Source organism: Spirochaeta cellobiosiphila DSM 17781, from assembly GCF_000426705.1.
Classification (GTDB): Bacteria; Spirochaetota; Spirochaetia; order DSM-17781; family DSM-17781; genus Spirochaeta_E; species Spirochaeta_E cellobiosiphila.
Genome location: NZ_KE384558.1, coordinates 57,036 through 72,881, shown reverse-complemented (window position 1 = coordinate 72,881; position 15,846 = coordinate 57,036). Strand labels below are relative to the sequence as shown.

At 37.7% G+C, this 15,846-nt stretch carries 17 protein-coding genes; 2 read left to right on the top strand and 15 right to left on the bottom strand.

Annotated features, from left to right (window positions below; genetic code table 11):
• Position 1: 1 nt before the first annotated feature.
• The 12 genes from K345_RS0116970 to rpsT all read right to left on the bottom strand — a co-directional run bounded on the left by K345_RS0116970 (position 2) and on the right by rpsT (position 10,263).
• Positions 2–1,048, bottom strand: coding sequence for an LPP20 family lipoprotein (locus K345_RS0116970; RefSeq protein ID WP_028975176.1), 1,047 nt, complete (start codon positions 1,046–1,048; stop codon positions 2–4).
• A gap of 12 nt (positions 1,049–1,060) precedes the next feature.
• Positions 1,061–2,479, bottom strand: coding sequence for a COG3014 family protein (locus tag K345_RS0116965; RefSeq protein ID WP_028975175.1), 1,419 nt, complete (start codon positions 2,477–2,479; stop codon positions 1,061–1,063).
• A gap of 11 nt (positions 2,480–2,490) precedes the next feature.
• Complete coding sequence (gene lpoB, locus K345_RS0116960) at positions 2,491–3,090, bottom strand: penicillin-binding protein activator LpoB (protein ID WP_028975174.1); 600 nt, start codon at positions 3,088–3,090, stop codon at positions 2,491–2,493.
• Between the two features lie 283 nt (positions 3,091–3,373).
• On the bottom strand, positions 3,374–3,577 hold the full coding sequence (rpmE, locus tag K345_RS0116955) for a 50S ribosomal protein L31 (RefSeq protein ID WP_028975173.1): 204 nt from the start codon (positions 3,575–3,577) through the stop codon (positions 3,374–3,376).
• Positions 3,578–3,600: 23 nt separating this feature from the next.
• Positions 3,601–5,283, bottom strand: coding sequence for a transcription termination factor Rho (gene rho, locus K345_RS21630; protein ID WP_083963841.1), 1,683 nt, complete (start codon positions 5,281–5,283; stop codon positions 3,601–3,603).
• A gap of 92 nt (positions 5,284–5,375) precedes the next feature.
• On the bottom strand, positions 5,376–6,635 hold the full coding sequence (locus K345_RS0116945; protein ID WP_156888455.1) for a nicotinamide-nucleotide amidohydrolase family protein: 1,260 nt from the start codon (positions 6,633–6,635) through the stop codon (positions 5,376–5,378).
• The gene (locus K345_RS0116940; RefSeq protein ID WP_028975171.1) at positions 6,628–7,041 is read right to left on the bottom strand and encodes a bactofilin family protein; all 414 of its coding nucleotides are present in this window, start codon (positions 7,039–7,041) and stop codon (positions 6,628–6,630) included. The genes K345_RS0116945 and K345_RS0116940 overlap by 8 nt, the downstream gene beginning before the upstream one ends.
• A gap of 7 nt (positions 7,042–7,048) precedes the next feature.
• The gene (locus K345_RS0116935) at positions 7,049–7,270 is read right to left on the bottom strand and encodes a tetratricopeptide repeat protein (protein ID WP_028975170.1); all 222 of its coding nucleotides are present in this window, start codon (positions 7,268–7,270) and stop codon (positions 7,049–7,051) included.
• A gap of 15 nt (positions 7,271–7,285) precedes the next feature.
• Entirely contained in the window at positions 7,286–8,020 is a 735-nt protein-coding gene (locus K345_RS0116930) for a response regulator transcription factor (protein WP_028975169.1), read from the bottom strand.
• Between the two features lie 21 nt (positions 8,021–8,041).
• Positions 8,042–9,646 carry an apolipoprotein N-acyltransferase gene (lnt, locus tag K345_RS0116925; RefSeq protein WP_053228426.1) on the bottom strand — a complete coding sequence of 535 codons (1,605 nt, stop codon included), beginning with the start codon at positions 9,644–9,646 and terminating at the stop codon, positions 8,042–8,044.
• Positions 9,647–9,648: 2 nt separating this feature from the next.
• Complete coding sequence (locus K345_RS0116920) at positions 9,649–9,951, bottom strand: HU family DNA-binding protein (RefSeq protein WP_028975167.1); 303 nt, start codon at positions 9,949–9,951, stop codon at positions 9,649–9,651.
• Positions 9,952–9,999: 48 nt separating this feature from the next.
• Entirely contained in the window at positions 10,000–10,263 is a 264-nt protein-coding gene (gene rpsT, locus K345_RS0116915; protein ID WP_028975166.1) for a 30S ribosomal protein S20, read from the bottom strand.
• A gap of 168 nt (positions 10,264–10,431) precedes the next feature.
• Here rpsT and K345_RS0116910 point away from each other — a divergent pair, with 168 nt between their 5' ends.
• The gene (locus tag K345_RS0116910) at positions 10,432–12,168 is read left to right on the top strand and encodes an ABC transporter ATP-binding protein (protein WP_037573030.1); all 1,737 of its coding nucleotides are present in this window, start codon (positions 10,432–10,434) and stop codon (positions 12,166–12,168) included.
• Complete coding sequence (locus K345_RS0116905) at positions 12,161–13,930, top strand: ABC transporter ATP-binding protein (RefSeq protein ID WP_028975164.1); 1,770 nt, start codon at positions 12,161–12,163, stop codon at positions 13,928–13,930. Before K345_RS0116910 ends, K345_RS0116905 begins: the two co-directional genes overlap by 8 nt.
• Here K345_RS0116905 and K345_RS21625 read toward each other — a convergent pair.
• From K345_RS21625 to K345_RS21615, 3 genes are read right to left on the bottom strand one after another with little or no spacing between them, the layout of a single operon-like run.
• The gene (locus tag K345_RS21625) at positions 13,925–14,851 is read right to left on the bottom strand and encodes a PSP1 domain-containing protein (RefSeq protein WP_037573027.1); all 927 of its coding nucleotides are present in this window, start codon (positions 14,849–14,851) and stop codon (positions 13,925–13,927) included. The genes K345_RS0116905 and K345_RS21625 overlap by 6 nt on opposite strands.
• Before the next feature lie 11 nt (positions 14,852–14,862).
• Positions 14,863–15,345 (bottom strand): YaaR family protein, encoded by a 483-nt coding sequence (locus K345_RS21620; protein ID WP_053228425.1) that lies wholly within the window; start codon positions 15,343–15,345, stop codon positions 14,863–14,865.
• Positions 15,333–15,839, bottom strand: a complete 507-nt coding sequence (locus K345_RS21615; RefSeq protein ID WP_053228424.1) for a bactofilin family protein — start codon at positions 15,837–15,839, stop codon at positions 15,333–15,335. Before K345_RS21615 ends, K345_RS21620 begins: the two co-directional genes overlap by 13 nt.
• Positions 15,840–15,846 lie beyond the last annotated feature (7 nt).

Below are 15,846 nucleotides of genomic sequence, written 5' to 3'. Positions count from 1 at the left end.
GTTATTGAACAATTAAGCTTTGGAAGTAATCCATGACATCTGGAATAAACTCCCGTTTAACAATCTTTTCAATAGATTTTATTGCCAAAAGCTTTGCTTGATCCTGACTTATGCTGTTTTCTCTGTCTATTTTTTCAAAAGAAGCTAACACAGTACCTTGATTATCAACTAAATTAAATGATACCTGCCACTGAACAACTTCATATTGACCTGATTTAGGTAAGGGAGAAAAACGAACGGATCCAGTAACGACCATAGGTCCATCATCAGATACGGCTAAATTACTTTTACCCAGCTCTTGTTTGATAACTTCAGTTAAAGAATCTGCATAGTCACCTTCTACTCGAACTTGGAAAGACATATTGCTTTGAACTTTTTGAACCATTTGTTCAAGTTCATTAAGTCCAACCTCAGGCTGACTGAGTCTTTCATAAGCAGGATTGATTACTTTTAGCTGATCCAAATATATTTGATTACCCTGAGCGACGGTATAGGCTCCTTGAGTATAGGCATATTTACGAGCTACAGAATCAGTACTGTCTGCTAATTCCAACAAGGAGTTAACACGTTCTTCATTCTTCTGGATCAAACCTCTATATAATTTTCCTACAGCTTTTCGATCTAAAATGGCCAGAATATGTACGACCCCGCGATCATCAGTATAAGAAGGACTGTACTTAATCCCTAAAAGATCCTGCTGAGCTGTTACAGTTGTAGTTTGAACCAAATTCTTTTCAACCTCGCTTAGTTGAGAATCATCTCCACTAATTAGCTCTCTATACTGTTTCACCCCTTCACTACTCATAGAAATGTCGGAACGAAAGATTCTTGCTAAAGCACCCATCGCATCATTCTCAGCATCTCTTCGAGTATCACCTGTTCCCACAGCAAAGAGATAATCCTCATCAGGATAGACACTTTCAGGATCTGTAAACAACTTGGCAGCTTCATCCTTGGACAAAGAATTATTGCTATCAGAACTACTTCCAGATTGGGAAGCACAACTAAACATTAACAATGGCATCAACAATAATAATAATTTCTTCATATAACCATCCTTTTATTCCGGAGTGTAGGTTGTTATTAAATTAAGTCCATTTGATGACACATTATATTCTGGATAGGATTTTTCACTAACCAATGTATCCTTGGACCAATATTCAACCTGAATATTATGAGTCCCTGGATCAAGCCAGATTTCACCGGTATAGGCATGGGAAGGGAAATATCGACCAGAACGTAAATCAGCCTTTTCACTAGCATCCACGGCAATATCAGCGGCCACTTCTGCGACAATACCGGTTAATAAACCAGCAAAACCATCTATTTGTTTTTGTGCCTGATCCTTGGCGACTTTTTTAGCTTCTTCAGCTATCAAGCCTTTTACGATCGTTCGTGTTATTGTCTTGATATATATGATGGGCTCTTTTAACTTAAAAGTTTCGAAGGCTACATTTTCCATACTTTCTGTTAGCTCTAAGTCACCAGCATATTCACCGTCCACTTTTACTCTAATGCGGTCAACAGAGCTACCTTGTTTTTTCATGTAAGGTAACTGGAATTTAAAGAAATACCCGCTATTCATTCCATTCCAGTAAAAACTATCGACTTCCTTATTATGAATCTGACCATCATCACCCTCTTCCTGTAGAAGTATAATGATTTGATCCTTAATGGTTTTGATATATAAAGTATTAGCTTTCTTGACAGGAGCTTGACCTGCGAACCCGATAAAGTCCAAACGTCCTTTGTCGGTGTTACTCAAGTAAGGCTCTAGATCAGGTTGGGGAAAATCATAAATTTGACTCTGAGAAGCAAAGGCCATTTTGATTTGGTCACGGTCAATACGAGCGCTGTCCCAATTGTTGTCACCTCGATAGATCAACATACTCAGATACCTGGCCAAAGCAGAATTATGAAAGCGGATTTCCTCTAACGTAATGGGAATCTCTTCATCTTCAGAACTATTATATTCCTGTGCCAGAGAAGCATACTTATCATTAAGATAATTAAGTTTATCTGTTAATCTGTGTACTTCAACATAAGCCCCATCAAAATCCCTCTCCTCTAGATAGGAAAGAGACTTGAACAGATTAACATAGAGATCTTCATGGACCTCCCCTTGGTATTCAATGACATTGTCATTTAACAAGTAGGAAGCAGCAGCTTGAGATACAGATTTAGTGAAGTACTCCTCAATAAGACGTTCACCCATTTCAAGCTCACTAATTGATAGATCATATTTATTAGCATAATAGGCAATCATGCCTCTATCTAAATGATAGAGGACAAGATCTTTATTAGCATTATATAATTCACTTAATTCATTTTTATCTTCATATATAGCTAAAGCAGCATTGTAATCGCCTGCTCTAACATAATTATCAAGTTGCGCATATCTTTCATTACGAGAGGTGGCACAACCCATAGTGGTCAGAACTACCAAGGTAATTAAAAGATAGCTAGACTTTTTTGACATATTTCGTCTCATTAGAATTTTGATTTACGTTGCTCTATTTCTTTCTTGATTTCTTTAGAACCGATCCATACTTTTTCATTAGTTTCAATATTGATCAGCTCCATATCCACCTGGTAAAACACAACCTTTCTATTATCAATGGCATCAGTTATGGATGATATATTACCTATCAGCATAAAATCAGCTCCTGTTTCTTGACCAATTCTTTTCATTGTATCAAGACTTGATTGAGATTGTTGATCAGTTTTTTCGTCTCGCAATTGAAGTCGTTCATCACTGGAGGCAACAAATTTGACTGTACCACTCTTAATTAATTCTCTTTCAATATCTTTGGTAAAAACCCTTGTATCTATGTGTTCACTAGATCTATTACTTATGGAACCAACTATTACAACAGGTTTTCTACCTTCTTGAGTAGCAAAATCATTTACCCAAGGGAAACTCAACGAATCAGAGACCATTTCCTCTGCAACCAAACGAGAGTCAGTATCGTTCCATCGACCACTTAAATCTGTTACCGTATCAGCAGAGGTTCTTTGTACAGTTCTTGATGTTGAATTACAGCTCATTATAAACGCTGGCAAAATTAATAGAAGGAATAATTTCTTCATTCCATGACTCCTTTTTATTATATAAAGTATTACGTATCTTTATACTTTTAAACAATATTATATAAGATTCTATTACTTTTTTTCAAATCTTGCTACATAGGACTTATATATTTAAAAGTGGCTGAGAAATCCTACCGACAGAATTCATTTAGACATAATTTAACGAGTGAGGTTTGAGGACATTCCATTAGGGCAATTAATTATATGGGGGGCTTTTTTAGCCCTCATTGGGCTATTACAAGTGAGCTTATAAAAAAGAAAAACGGCCCATAGGCCGCTCTTCTTAGCCGGAAATACCGTACTTTTTCTTGAATCTTTCTACCCTACCAGCAGTATCAACAAGCTTTTGTTTACCAGTATAAAAGGGGTGACATTCTGAGCAGATTTCCACTTCAATATCACCAGCTGTAGATCGGGTTTCAATTACGTTACCGCAAGCACATTTTATCTTGCTAACTACATAGTTAGGATGAATTCCGTCCTTCATCGTTTCTCCTCCAAAATCGGAAGTCACATTCCCACACCAGATGTGTTCATTGACCTTAAGAAGACATCATTATTCTTAGTTTTACTCATTTTGTCAATGAGCAGTTCCACGATCTCGATATCATCCATAGGATTAAGAACCTTCCTCAATATCCACATTTTGGCAAGTTCTTCCTGTTTTAGCAGTAAGTCCTCTTTACGGGTACCTGACTTCTTAATATTCATAGCTGGAAAGAGTCGTCTGTCAGACAATCTTCTATCCAGATGTATTTCCATATTACCTGTACCTTTGAACTCTTCAAAGATTACTTCATCCATTCGGCTACCAGTCTCAACAAGGGCTGTTGCTACGATAGTTAAGCTACCCCCATCTTCAATATTACGGGCAGCACCAAAAAATCTTTTAGGTTTATGTAAGGCGTTAGAATCGACACCACCAGAAAGGATTTTACCAGAAGTAGGAACGGTTTGGTTATAAGCTCTAGCAAGACGGGTAATAGAGTCTAATAGGATCACAACATCCTTCTTATGCTCTACCAGTCTACGAGCCTTTTCCAAAACCATTTCAGCTACTTGAACATGCCTAGTGGCTTGCTCATCAAAAGTAGAAGCGACAACCTCACCCTGAACATTTCTTTCCATGTCCGTTACCTCTTCAGGTCGCTCATCTATAAGCAATACAATTAAATAAACCTCTGGGTGATTAGTTGTGATTGCATTAGCTACCTGTTGCAGCAAAGTCGTTTTACCAGTTCTGGGGGGGGATACAATTAAACCTCTCTGCCCTTTTCCAATGGGACAGAATAAATTAATGATTCTAGTAGAGACATCATCAGATTTTCCATCAAGCTCTAAGCGCTCGTTAGGATAAAGTGGAGTTAAATTATCAAAGGGAACTCTGTTTTGAGCCACAGAAGGATCATCAAAGTTAACAGATTCCACTCGAAGCATGGCAAAAAATCTTTCCCCCTCTTTAGGAGGTCTTATCTGACCATATACGGTATCACCAGTCTTTAGATTGAATAATCGTATCTGGCTGGGAGAGATATAAATATCATCCTGTCCAGGTAGATAAGAATTCTGAGGGCTTCGAAGAAAACCATAGCCATCAGGAAGGATTTCTAAAACACCATAAGCAAAAATAACCCCTGATTGATTGGTATGGCCTTTTAGAATGTTAAAGATAACCTCCTGCTTCTTCATGGTCAGGATATCGTCTTTGTTAACACCCAAGTCAACGGCAATGCTTCTCAACTCAGGCATATTCTTTCTGGTTAATTCATTGATGCTAATTTTGTTGTTTTCATCAAACTGGATTGGTTCTTTGTTACTGGTAGAATTATAATTCTTTTTATTGTTTCTACGATTTTTCTGACTACCCTGGGTAGAACCATTATCTCCCAAAGCATCTTTCACCAGCTCTACCCTTATCTTTTTACGACGACTTTTCTTCTTGGGTGCATCGACAATAGCATTAGGAGTCTCTTCCTTGGACTTTTCGCTATCTCCAGATTCCTGTGAATCTTGAGTTTCTTTGCTTTCGCTCGTTTCGACTTTTACTCGTCTAACTGCCTTTCGTACAGCTTTTTTAGGTTCAGTGGATTCCTCAGAAACGGTCTCTTTTGTAGACTCTTCAGTCTCCTGGTTTGTCAAATCCAGAGTTTCTTCCTGCTCAAGTGAGGAATCTTGATCCGAATTGGTTTTCATAATAACTCCAATAAAATATATGCATTATTTATATCATGACGAATATGAATCGTAATTAGCGGGTTAATTAAAAGCAGATTGGGCTTTTGTTATCAAATATAGGGTCTCTCCATGAGCCTGTCAATACTATTTTTCCCGGAAATTAAGTTTTCAATCATAAAATATAAGGTAATTGCCGTTTTTTTTCTAACATATCCTCTATCACCAGAGAACTGAAACCTATAAACCATAGGCGCACCTGTACTACTCATAACACCGATAAAGACGGTACCAACAGGTTTATTCTCTGTGGCCCCTCCCGGACCAGCAATTCCGCTAACGGCATAAAAACAATTACCCAATCCTTGCTCTTTTAATCCATTCAATAGAGCTATAATTGTTTCTTCCGACACGGCACCGAATTTATCAAGGATGGGGAAGGGAACTCCCAATAATTTGTTTTTAGCTTCATTACTATACACTACTTGTGAAGAACTTAGTATTTGAGAGGATCCTGGCAGGTCTGTAATCTCTTTGGCAACGAGCCCCCCTGTACAGGATTCCGCTCCTGCTAATACAATCTTATTAGCAAGGCATAAATTAAAAACTTGATTGATTATAGTGTCATGGCCCTTCCGAACACAAGAACTTCCGTATTTATCCTTTAGAAGTTCAAACACCTTGTTACAATTATCATATTCACCATGAAGTGTTACTTTAATATGACCTTCACTTGCAATAGTTGACCAAGTCATAAGAGAAGTAACCATCTCTTTTAGACTATCTTCAACTTCGGACTCTGGTATTAAAAAGCATGAAAAGGGGAAGTCGCTTTTTGCATCGTTTTTGGGCCATAACTTTGTTATTAGTGGCATAATCTGCCCTTCAAAAAGAGGGTGAAACTCACTGGGCGGTCCTGGAAGGCTTATAAGAAGTTGGTCACTATGATAACGATGAAATCCCGGTGCAGTTCCCCATTCATTGCTTACAACAGTAAAACCATCAGGGTAAAAAGCTTGATTTCTATTGCTTTCACTGGCCCTGCCCTTTAATCGCTTTTGGATATCATTCCAGCTTTGTTCATGCCAGACTAAGGGGCTGGAAGTAACTTCACTTATAATGTCTCTTGTCAAATCATCAGAGGTTGGGCCTAAACCTCCCAATGTTAGAATGATATTATACTTGTCTTCTATAGCGTCATTCAGAACTCTTTTAATATCTTCAGAACAATCTGGCAGTAATACAACTTTTGCTAATTGAATCCCCATACTCTTAAAATATCTTCCCACATACATTGTATGGAGATCTTGAACTTGTCCAGTGACAAGCTCTGTTCCCATTAAAAGAAGTAATGCGTTCTTAATGCTATTCACCTTGAAGTGATTGTTTTAATTGATTAGCAGAAGCACTAAATATATCGAGGCCCTGAGGATCTCCAATCATTTCTACTTTTCCTTCAAAAATAACGCCATCAGCAATCTTTAAGACATTGGCCTTCAAATTGCCGTATACTTGACCTGTTTCCACAATTTCTAATTCTTGTGAGGCTTCGACATTCCCTCGAACCAGCCCCCCTATCAAGATAGAACCGACTTTAATGTCAGCTATCACTTCTGCCCCCTCATGGATATATAAGAAACCAGGGGATTCAATACGACCTTCAAAGCGACCATTAATTTGAAGTGATGAAGAAAAACGCATAGTACCATTAAATCCAGTTGTACTACCCAAAGTCGTTTTTATGTCATAGATCTGAGAATGATTAGGTTGTTTTGCCATTGTATTCCTATTTTGTTGTCATTACAAAAACCCCATCCCAATCATCAGGAGGAGGATTTTGCAAATAATGCTTGCATCGCGCAAAATACACTTTACTGGGGCCATCATCAGAATCAATCTTTAAAGCCTCAGCAAAACTGCGCTTTGCCTCTTCAAACTGCATTAATTTATAATATTTTCGTCCATCAGCAAAATACTGTAGAACTTTTTTTTTGCTTTCAGATAACATAAACCTTACCTTATATCAGGAAACACTTATGTTTTCCTGGCCTTCTTTAAGACCATTTAGGTGTTTTTGAAATCTGCGTTCTAATTCTTCAACAGATATCTCATTTTCCTTTAGCTTATCCCCCTGACTTTTTAGATCAGAGATTTCTTCATCTAGGCCTTCTAAAGCCGCTACGGCTCTCTTACACTCATCTTTAACCTGTGAGACATATTGCTCTACGTCACTTAAATTGGAAGTATCCAGATTGTTAGCCCCTTGTAATAAGGATTCTACAGGCTCTCGCAGGGCCTGGGTGAAATAGGTTAAGGATTTATTAAAGGATTCGATTAAAGTAATACGTCTTTCTTTATGAACAATTGATTTGGATAATTCTCTATGTCTTAGAACAGCACGTATCCTCGCAAGGACTTCTGAAAAATTAAAAGGTTTTGTTATATAATCTTCTATTCCTAACTCAAAACCCTCAATTTTATCTTTTGCCGCATCTAATGCTGAGAACATGATAATAGGAATATCCTTATAATCAGTATATCGAGGATCCTTTTTTATTAATCTCGTTACTTCCCAACCTGTTAACTTAGGCATTATGTTATCAAGAATTATTAATTCAGGATTAACTTCTCGAACCTTGTCCAAGGCCTCTTCACCATCATGAGCCAGGGCAACAGTGAACCCTAGTTTGGTTAGCATAACTTCAAAGAACTCTAAATTTATTGGTTCATCATCTACTATTAAAATCTTTTGGTTCATTATTATCCCCTCTCTTATATTCTAGCTATCGCTTTTAGCCCTTGTCAATTGACTTTTACAAAGGCCAACAATCAGAGAGGCTAAACCAAGAATCATAAATAAGATTCCACTCCAATCGCCAAATTTTGTATAAACAGAAAGACTATCCGTGTATACAGGAACATCATAGGTCAAATGGGTTTTGGTGAAAGGCTCGGCTTCAGCTAAGATTCTACCATTAGGATCAACGACAGCCGTCATTCCCCCATTAGCAGACCGGACTAAGCTCCTTCTGTTTTCCACAGCCCTAAATGTTGATATAGAAAGATGCTGCATCATACTTACAACACTAAAAGCCCAAGAATCATTGGTTATATTCACGATAACATCAGCGCCCTGACGTACAAAATTACGTGATAGATATCCAAAAACATCTTCAAAACATATTGTGGCGGCGAACTTAAGACCTGCAGCCTCAAAAACTGTGTATTCTGTACCGCTGCCCCACCAGTGAACATCTTGTGTTTTTAAAAAATTATACAGGAAAGGCAAGCTTTTTTCATAGGGGAAATGCTCCGTAAAGGGCACTAAATGAATCTTTTTATAGATTTGCTGATAATCCCCCTTATCCCACAGTAAGGCAGCATTATAATCAATCCTTTCCATCTGATTATTTGAGTTCTTATGCTTCTCAGCATGGTCATTACCAAATAAGTAGGGAATCTGTTGAGTTGATAAGAAATCATTAAGCTCTTTGACTAACTCATAGGATTGTTGATTCTCCCGATATTGGGTGTGATAAAAGACAGGAGGGACAAAAGCCGTCTCTGACCATACAACTAAATCAGGATTATCTTTTACAGCTTTTTTGCTTTCATCAATCAAACGATCCAAACCTTTCTTATATGCTGATATGCCCCCTTTCCAAGGATCTATATCATGCTGAATAAGAGATATGCGTTTTGTTGGACTCTGAGAATAGTCCACTTGACTGATCAAACCAAAAACAACATTTCCTAAAAAGACGATCGCGTATCCAAAAGCCCACCATTTAGATTTTAACCAAAACTCTTTATATTCCCTTCGCGGTCTTGATAACAAGCGGCCAATATAAAAAGAAGGAAAGATAACTAAGAGACTGACACCCCAGATTCCCCAAAAGGAAGCGCTTTGTATAAAAGGGATAAACTTATATTGGCTATAAGCCATTATACCATAAGGATATCCAACAAAGCCTTTGGTTCTTATATATTCGTAAGCCATCCACAACAAACACTGTGGTAAGAAGGCCCAGTCTTTCCATAACACATCGACAGCCTTTAAGGCAGGAAAAAGAAAGAAAAAATAAAACATATATATGACATTAACAACAAGTCCTGCAACAGGATGAAAATTGGTTAGCCAATAATTAAAAATAGAATAGGTGATTAATGCATAAAGTGGGCCATATAAAAAGGCCTTAATCCATCCGGATCTTTTAATAACAGGGACAAGAGGTATTAATGCAAAGAACCCCAAAAATCCCCAACCTTCCAGGCTTAAAAAACTGGGAAAGCTTAATGCAAATAATAATGCTGATAATGAAAGAAGGGCCACTTCCACTAAGATTAGCGAAACGGCCCTTTTTAGGTTTTGTTCCTTGGCCATGATTATTTCCTCAATGGCCAAGCTAATGTCTTTAATTCCTTTCCAGGACGGAAAACACAAACACCATGGTTATCAACAGGGACAATATCTCCCGTTTTAGGATTACGAGCCTTTTCACGTCCCTTACGGGTACGAATCTCAAAGGTTCCGAATCCTCGAAGTTCGACAATTCTGTCTTCTTCCAAGGCTTTTTTAATTTCATCGAAAAATGCATCGATCACAGCGTGAATATCTTTTCTATTCACCCCGTGTTCATTAAATATTTCTTCAATAATTTCCGCTTTTGTCAGTTTTGCGCTAGCCAATATTCTCCCCCACAAAGATGTGATCTTAAGTCGAAAAAAGCAGCGCTATTATGCCATTGCGTTTAGTTGTTTGTGTAATCTGGACTTCTTTCGAGCTGCAGTATTTACATGATAGATACCTTTTCTTTGTGCTGTATCCATCAATTTTACAAAAGCTCTAAAAGCAGTTTCAGCTTGAGTTTTATCACCAGCTTTTACTGCAGATTCAAAAGCTTTCACTGAAGTTCTCACAGTGCTTTTATCAGCTCTGTTTCGAAGTCTTCTTGTAGTGTTTTGTCGATTTCGCTTTTCTGCTGAAAGACTATTTGCCAAGGGTATTCACCTCCATTCAAATTTCCAATTGAAATTGCAATGACCAAAACTAACAAAATTGCAAGTTCATGTCAAGCAGTCATATAACATAGCTAATTATTTTTAATAAAAGGATTTCTTTTTATTGTGATCCTTGTATATATTTTAGAACACAACAAGGAAGGTGGGATGTTACAACAGTATAAAACGCTTTTTCCCTATTTTAAAAAATGGGCATACAGATATATATTGGGGTTTTTATTACTTATCTTGACCAATACAGGCCAAATGATAATTCCCCAAATACTAAAAAAGGTAATAAACAAGTTAGAATCAAGTGGATGGGACAAAGAATTTGTTCTACATAATTTGTTTTATCTAGTAATCGTCGCCATAGTCATTGCTATAGGCCGCTTTGGTTGGCGTTTTTTTATACATGGGGTCTCCCGAAGTATCGTCAAGGAGTTAACTTCTCGACTTTTTAATCACCTGATGAAGTTGGGGCCCAAGTTTTATGGTCAAAATAAAGCAGGTGATCTTATGGCTAGGGCTACCAATGATATGAACTCAGTACGGATGGCAACAGGAATGGCTGTTGTCGCAGCAACTGATGGTATATTTCTTACAGTGTCTATCTTAATCATTCTGTTTGTAACAGCACCTAAAGTAGCTTTATTCACTATACTCCCTCTGCCTGTTTTATCTATTGCCATTGTGGCAACAGGTCCTATTATTGGGAGACTATTCAAGTCAGTACAAGAAAAATACAGTGCTATTTCAGCAGGGGCCCAGGAAGCTTTTGGTGGTGCTAGAGTCATTAAATCTTTTGTCAGGGAAAATTATTTTACCGATCAATTTTTAATAAGGAATCAGGATTACAAAAAAATAAACCTTGAACTTGTGCGCATATGGGGGTTATTCGAACCTTTCCTTTCCTTTTTATCAGGAATGACCACATTACTGTTACTTGCTTTTGGAGGAAGAGCTGTTGTGGAGGGAACATTATCTCCAGGTGATTTTGTAGCCTTTTTATCCTATTTATCAATGCTTCTATGGCCTATGATGGGAGCTGGCTTTACTATAAACATGCTTCAGAGAGGAGCCGCCTCATTAGAACGAATCAATGCGATCCTACAGGAAAAGCCAGAAATTATGTCACCAGATTCAGGGATAACAAAAGTTGAGAATTATAGCCTAACGATTAATGACTTAAATTATTCTCACGAAAAAGGGAAACCTATCCTTAGCAACATAAATCTTTCTATTAAGCAGGGACAAATTTTAGGTATTTTAGGACCAACGGGAAGTGGTAAATCTACCCTGATCAACTTATTACCAAGAATATATGATCCTGATAGAAATACAATTTTCCTGGGAGGCCAGGATGTTCATGATTACGAACTCACCTTATTGCGTAAACAATTTGGATTTGTCCCCCAAGAAAGTTTTCTTTTTTCAGACACAATCAAAAACAACATATTATATGGTTTAGATAATTGTTCGGAAAAAGATTTCAACAATGTTGTCAGTTTATCAACGATTGATCGTGATGTAGAAGGCTTTCCTCATAAATGGAACACGATGGTCGGGGAAAAAGGAGTGACGCTCTCAGGTGGACAAAAACAACGAATTGCCATTAGTCGTGCGTTGCTATTGGATCCACCTATTTTGGTCTTAGATGATGCCTTATCAGCGGTGGATGCGAATACGGAAGCTCTTATACTAGAACATTTAATGGAAACCCGAAAAGACAAAACAACAATTCTCATCAGTCATCGTATTTCAACCTTAAAGAAATCAGATAACATCATTGTTATTGAAAATGGAATCATAACACAAAAGGGGCAGCATAAAGATCTCATGAAAAAAGAAGGACATTACCAAAAGATTGCTCACCTACAACATCAGGAGCAGGATGATGAATAACCAGGAAAAAGAAATCAAAATGATGGATCCTCTTGTCTATAGAAAATTATGGGGATTCGTGAAACCTCACAAGGTAAAGTTATTCATAAGCACCATCATGCTCATTATAGCCTTAGCAGGAGAGCTTTATGTTCCGATCCTTATTCAGAAGACTGTTGATAATCAGATTATGGCAGGCTTGACCGTTGAACAAGCACAAAACGGAATCATGCATAATGTTATCATCCTCTTTTTCATATTGTTAAGCATTGTGGTTTTTTCTTTTGGACAGATCTACCTTCTAGCCATATTAAGTCAGGATGTGATGACAGCAATTCGGCATACAGCCTTTAATCATATCCTAAATCAAAATATGGATTTTCTAAATAAAACACCTGTGGGAAAACTGGTATCCAGTGTCACCAGTGATGTTGAAACCATTAATGAATTGTTCAATTCTGTTTTTACCAGTCTTCTGAGAGATGGAGCTTTGATCATAGGAGTTACAATTACTCTGCTTTTTCTTGATATAAAACTAGCCCTTATAACCTTGTTAACTGTTCCTCCTGCTTTTGTTTTGATTTATCTATTCCGTATAGCCTCCCGGAAGGTGTTCAGAAATGTTCAAAAATGTGTATCGAGTGTTAATACTTATTTATCTGAGCATTTTAATGGAGTTCAAATTGTACAATTATTTGGAGCAGAGAAAAAAACATCAAAGGAATTTCAAGTTGAGAACCAGAATCTATATCTGGCTACAATGAAGCAAGTCTATGTTCAGGCCACCTTTCGTCCTTTAGTTGACCTGCTATCAAGTATTTCTATGGCTGTGGTAATTTATGTAGGAGGGAAATATCTTGGCAAGGATATGATTAGTCTAGGTATTCTGATAGCCTTTATTAATTTGTTAAGTAAATTTTTTGATCCCATCAAGGATATGGCTGATAAATTTGGAATTATGCAATCCGCAATGGCTGGTGGAGAACGTATTTTTACTCTACTGGATTCACCTCAGGAAGTTATAGAGGAACAATCAACTATGGCCAATGACATTGAAGGTAATATTGAGTTCAGGGATGTTCATTTTTCCTATAAGAAAGGAGAGCCTATCCTTAAAGGGATTAGTTTTAAAGCCGCTCCTGGTGAAACCATTGCCCTGGTAGGATATACAGGTGCAGGTAAAACGACTATCACCAACCTCGTCACGAGACTTTGGCCTATAGATTCGGGAAGCATTTTACTTGATGGTAAAGATATAAATGACATGGATATTCCAACATTAAGAAAATCCATACTCCCTGTGCTGCAAGATGTCGTTTTGTTTTCAGGTACCATTAGGGAGAATCTAACCTTAGGCAAAGAAATAGATAACGAAGTATTAGTGCAAGCTTTAAAAGCGGTTCATGCTGATTTTGTTCTTAATCTCCCGGAACAAATGGATACAAAACTCCATGAAGGAGCCTCTAACTTATCAGCGGGACAAAGACAGTTGCTTAGTTTTGCAAGAGCTCTCGTTCATAATCCTAAAGTATTGATACTTGATGAAGCCACAAGTAATGTAGATACAGATACGGAACATCTGATCCAAAAAGCACTACCAGTGCTTATAGAGGGAAGGACCAGCCTGGTAATAGCACATAGACTCAGTACCATACGAAAAGCCGATAGAATATTAGTTCTGGAACAGGGCAAAATAATAGAATCCGGTACCCACCAGGAACTCTTAAGCCTGCAGGGTACCTATTATAATCTATATCAACTGCAATTCAATGAAGACCTATAAATCATCCGGGTTAAATACCCGGAGACTCCAGCGCCGTTTATCATTGCTGTAGTAGAAATCTTTTATAGGACGTTCATAGGAGCGGTTATCTTCTAGTTGAACACGGATTTTTTTGGTAAAGATATTAACATCTTGTACTCTAACCATATTTTTACCCATGGATATCCGACTGCCTTCAGAAGGTAATCGTTTCTTCTCATTATGATAAAAATCATATTCATAACTAAGACAACAAAGTAATCGTCCACAAGGACCGGATATTTTCATGGAGTTAAGACTTAGATTTTGTTCTTTAGCCATTTTAATGGAGACAGGTTTTAAATGATCTGTGATGCCATGACAACAATACACACGCCCACAGACACCAACCCCGCCTAAAACTCGAGCTTCGTCTCTGACACCTATCTGCCTTAACTCGATTCTCATCTTAAAAATAGAAACGAGATCCTTAACCAACTCTCGGAAATCGACTCGATTTTCCGCAGTGAAGAAGAATAATACTTTCGCTTCATCAAGCAGATAATGAGCACTTACTAACTTCATTTCTAATTTATGCGAAAAAATCTTTTCGCGACATATACTAAAAGCCTCTGCTTCCCTTTCTTCATTTTGCTCCCACTTTTTTAAATCTTGTATGGAAGCTCTTCGAATTACAGTAAAGACCGGTTGTTCTGTCAAATCTCCGGGGTCCTTCACCATTCCCAAAAACTTAGCTAAATCACGTCCATACCTAGTGGGTGCGATCACAAGACAGCCAGGGTCCAAAGACATTTGATCAGGAAGCACCACAACTTCTGTTTCAGAAGAGTGCATAACTTTGATCCTATAATAAGGACCTTCAGGTATTTCGGTATTTTTTACTTTTTCCTTAGTAGTCCCCCGCTCTTCTAAAAGAGCAGTATCTATTTCATCATGAGGCATGATATTCTCCTTTAAGACAAGAGATCGACAAGCAATCCTTGAATTTCTTCAACCCGGTGTAAGATTTCTAATTGGCCCGACTGGTTTTGAATAACACCGGCAACCAGACGGTCTAGTTTCTCATTGAGAATCTTCACTTGAAAATATTTCTTTCTGCTAAAATTACGATTAAGAACACCTTCCTGTTCTTCTACAGTAAAATTGTGAAGATTAATTGTCTTAAGGAATCGGCTTATCGCCTCTTTGTAACGCTTAATATTGGACATGTTCGGTTCATTTGCCAGGGCCTCACCTACATCATGAACTTCATCAAGTAATAATTCAATTTCATCAATCGCACCTGCTTTAATATCAGAAGCAGCGCCATCCGCTTCATGTAATCGTTTATCTAAAGTGGATTTAAAGATATGCTTTTTCTTTTCCGACTTTTGAGTTTTTTTATCAATAAACTGCTGGGGAATTCCTGAGGCGCCGAGTTGATCTATTCCTTCCACTGATATCCATTCCCGTATTGTTTATCTTTTGAGAATGAGGAGACACTTGCTGATTCCCCATCAGGTTTTGACTTATTGTCCCAATCCAATGAAAAATAACCACCCTTTTGGATCTTATAATTATGACTGGTCAAATCCTCTGATTCATTAGGTAATGGAGTGACAACACAACGTCCGTCCATTAACATACCACGTTCAACCTCAAGACGGGGAGCGTAAATATTACCAATTACAAAACCACTGGATAAAACGGTTACCTTATGAGAACAATAAATATCGCCTTTAAAGACACCACCGATAACAATCTCTCGAGAGTGCACAGTACAACGCGCCCGTCCAGTGGATCCAATTATAACTTTACCTTCTGAATGTATGGAACCAATAAAATCTCCATCCACTCGCAGGATTCCAGATATAGATAAGTCACCTTGAAAAGCAGTTCCTTCGCCAATGTACGAATTTACAAAATTATTATCAGCCGTATATGAAGCCAAAAAAGAG

Excerpts from the sequence above, each read along its gene's own strand:
- K345_RS0116910 (WP_037573030.1), top strand. The coding sequence starts at position 10,432 with ATGTTACAACAGTATAAAACGCTTTTTCCCTATTTTAAAAAATGGGCA.
- K345_RS0116930 (WP_028975169.1), bottom strand. The coding sequence starts at position 8,020 with ATGAACCAAAAGATTTTAATAGTAGATGATGAACCAATAAATTTAGAG.
- K345_RS0116905 (WP_028975164.1), top strand. The coding sequence starts at position 12,161 with ATGAATAACCAGGAAAAAGAAATCAAAATGATGGATCCTCTTGTCTAT.
- K345_RS0116940 (WP_028975171.1), bottom strand. The coding sequence starts at position 7,041 with ATGGCAAAACAACCTAATCATTCTCAGATCTATGACATAAAAACGACT.
- lpoB (WP_028975174.1), bottom strand. The coding sequence starts at position 3,090 with ATGAAGAAATTATTCCTTCTATTAATTTTGCCAGCGTTTATAATGAGC.
- rpmE (WP_028975173.1), bottom strand. The coding sequence starts at position 3,577 with ATGAAGGACGGAATTCATCCTAACTATGTAGTTAGCAAGATAAAATGT.
- K345_RS0116970 (WP_028975176.1), bottom strand. The coding sequence starts at position 1,048 with ATGAAGAAATTATTATTATTGTTGATGCCATTGTTAATGTTTAGTTGT.
- rho (WP_083963841.1), bottom strand. The coding sequence starts at position 5,283 with ATGAAAACCAATTCGGATCAAGATTCCTCACTTGAGCAGGAAGAAACT.
- K345_RS21625 (WP_037573027.1), bottom strand. The coding sequence starts at position 14,851 with ATGCCTCATGATGAAATAGATACTGCTCTTTTAGAAGAGCGGGGGACT.
- K345_RS0116935 (WP_028975170.1), bottom strand. The coding sequence starts at position 7,270 with ATGTTATCTGAAAGCAAAAAAAAAGTTCTACAGTATTTTGCTGATGGA.
- K345_RS0116965 (WP_028975175.1), bottom strand. The coding sequence starts at position 2,479 with ATGTCAAAAAAGTCTAGCTATCTTTTAATTACCTTGGTAGTTCTGACC.
- lnt (WP_053228426.1), bottom strand. The coding sequence starts at position 9,646 with ATGGCCAAGGAACAAAACCTAAAAAGGGCCGTTTCGCTAATCTTAGTG.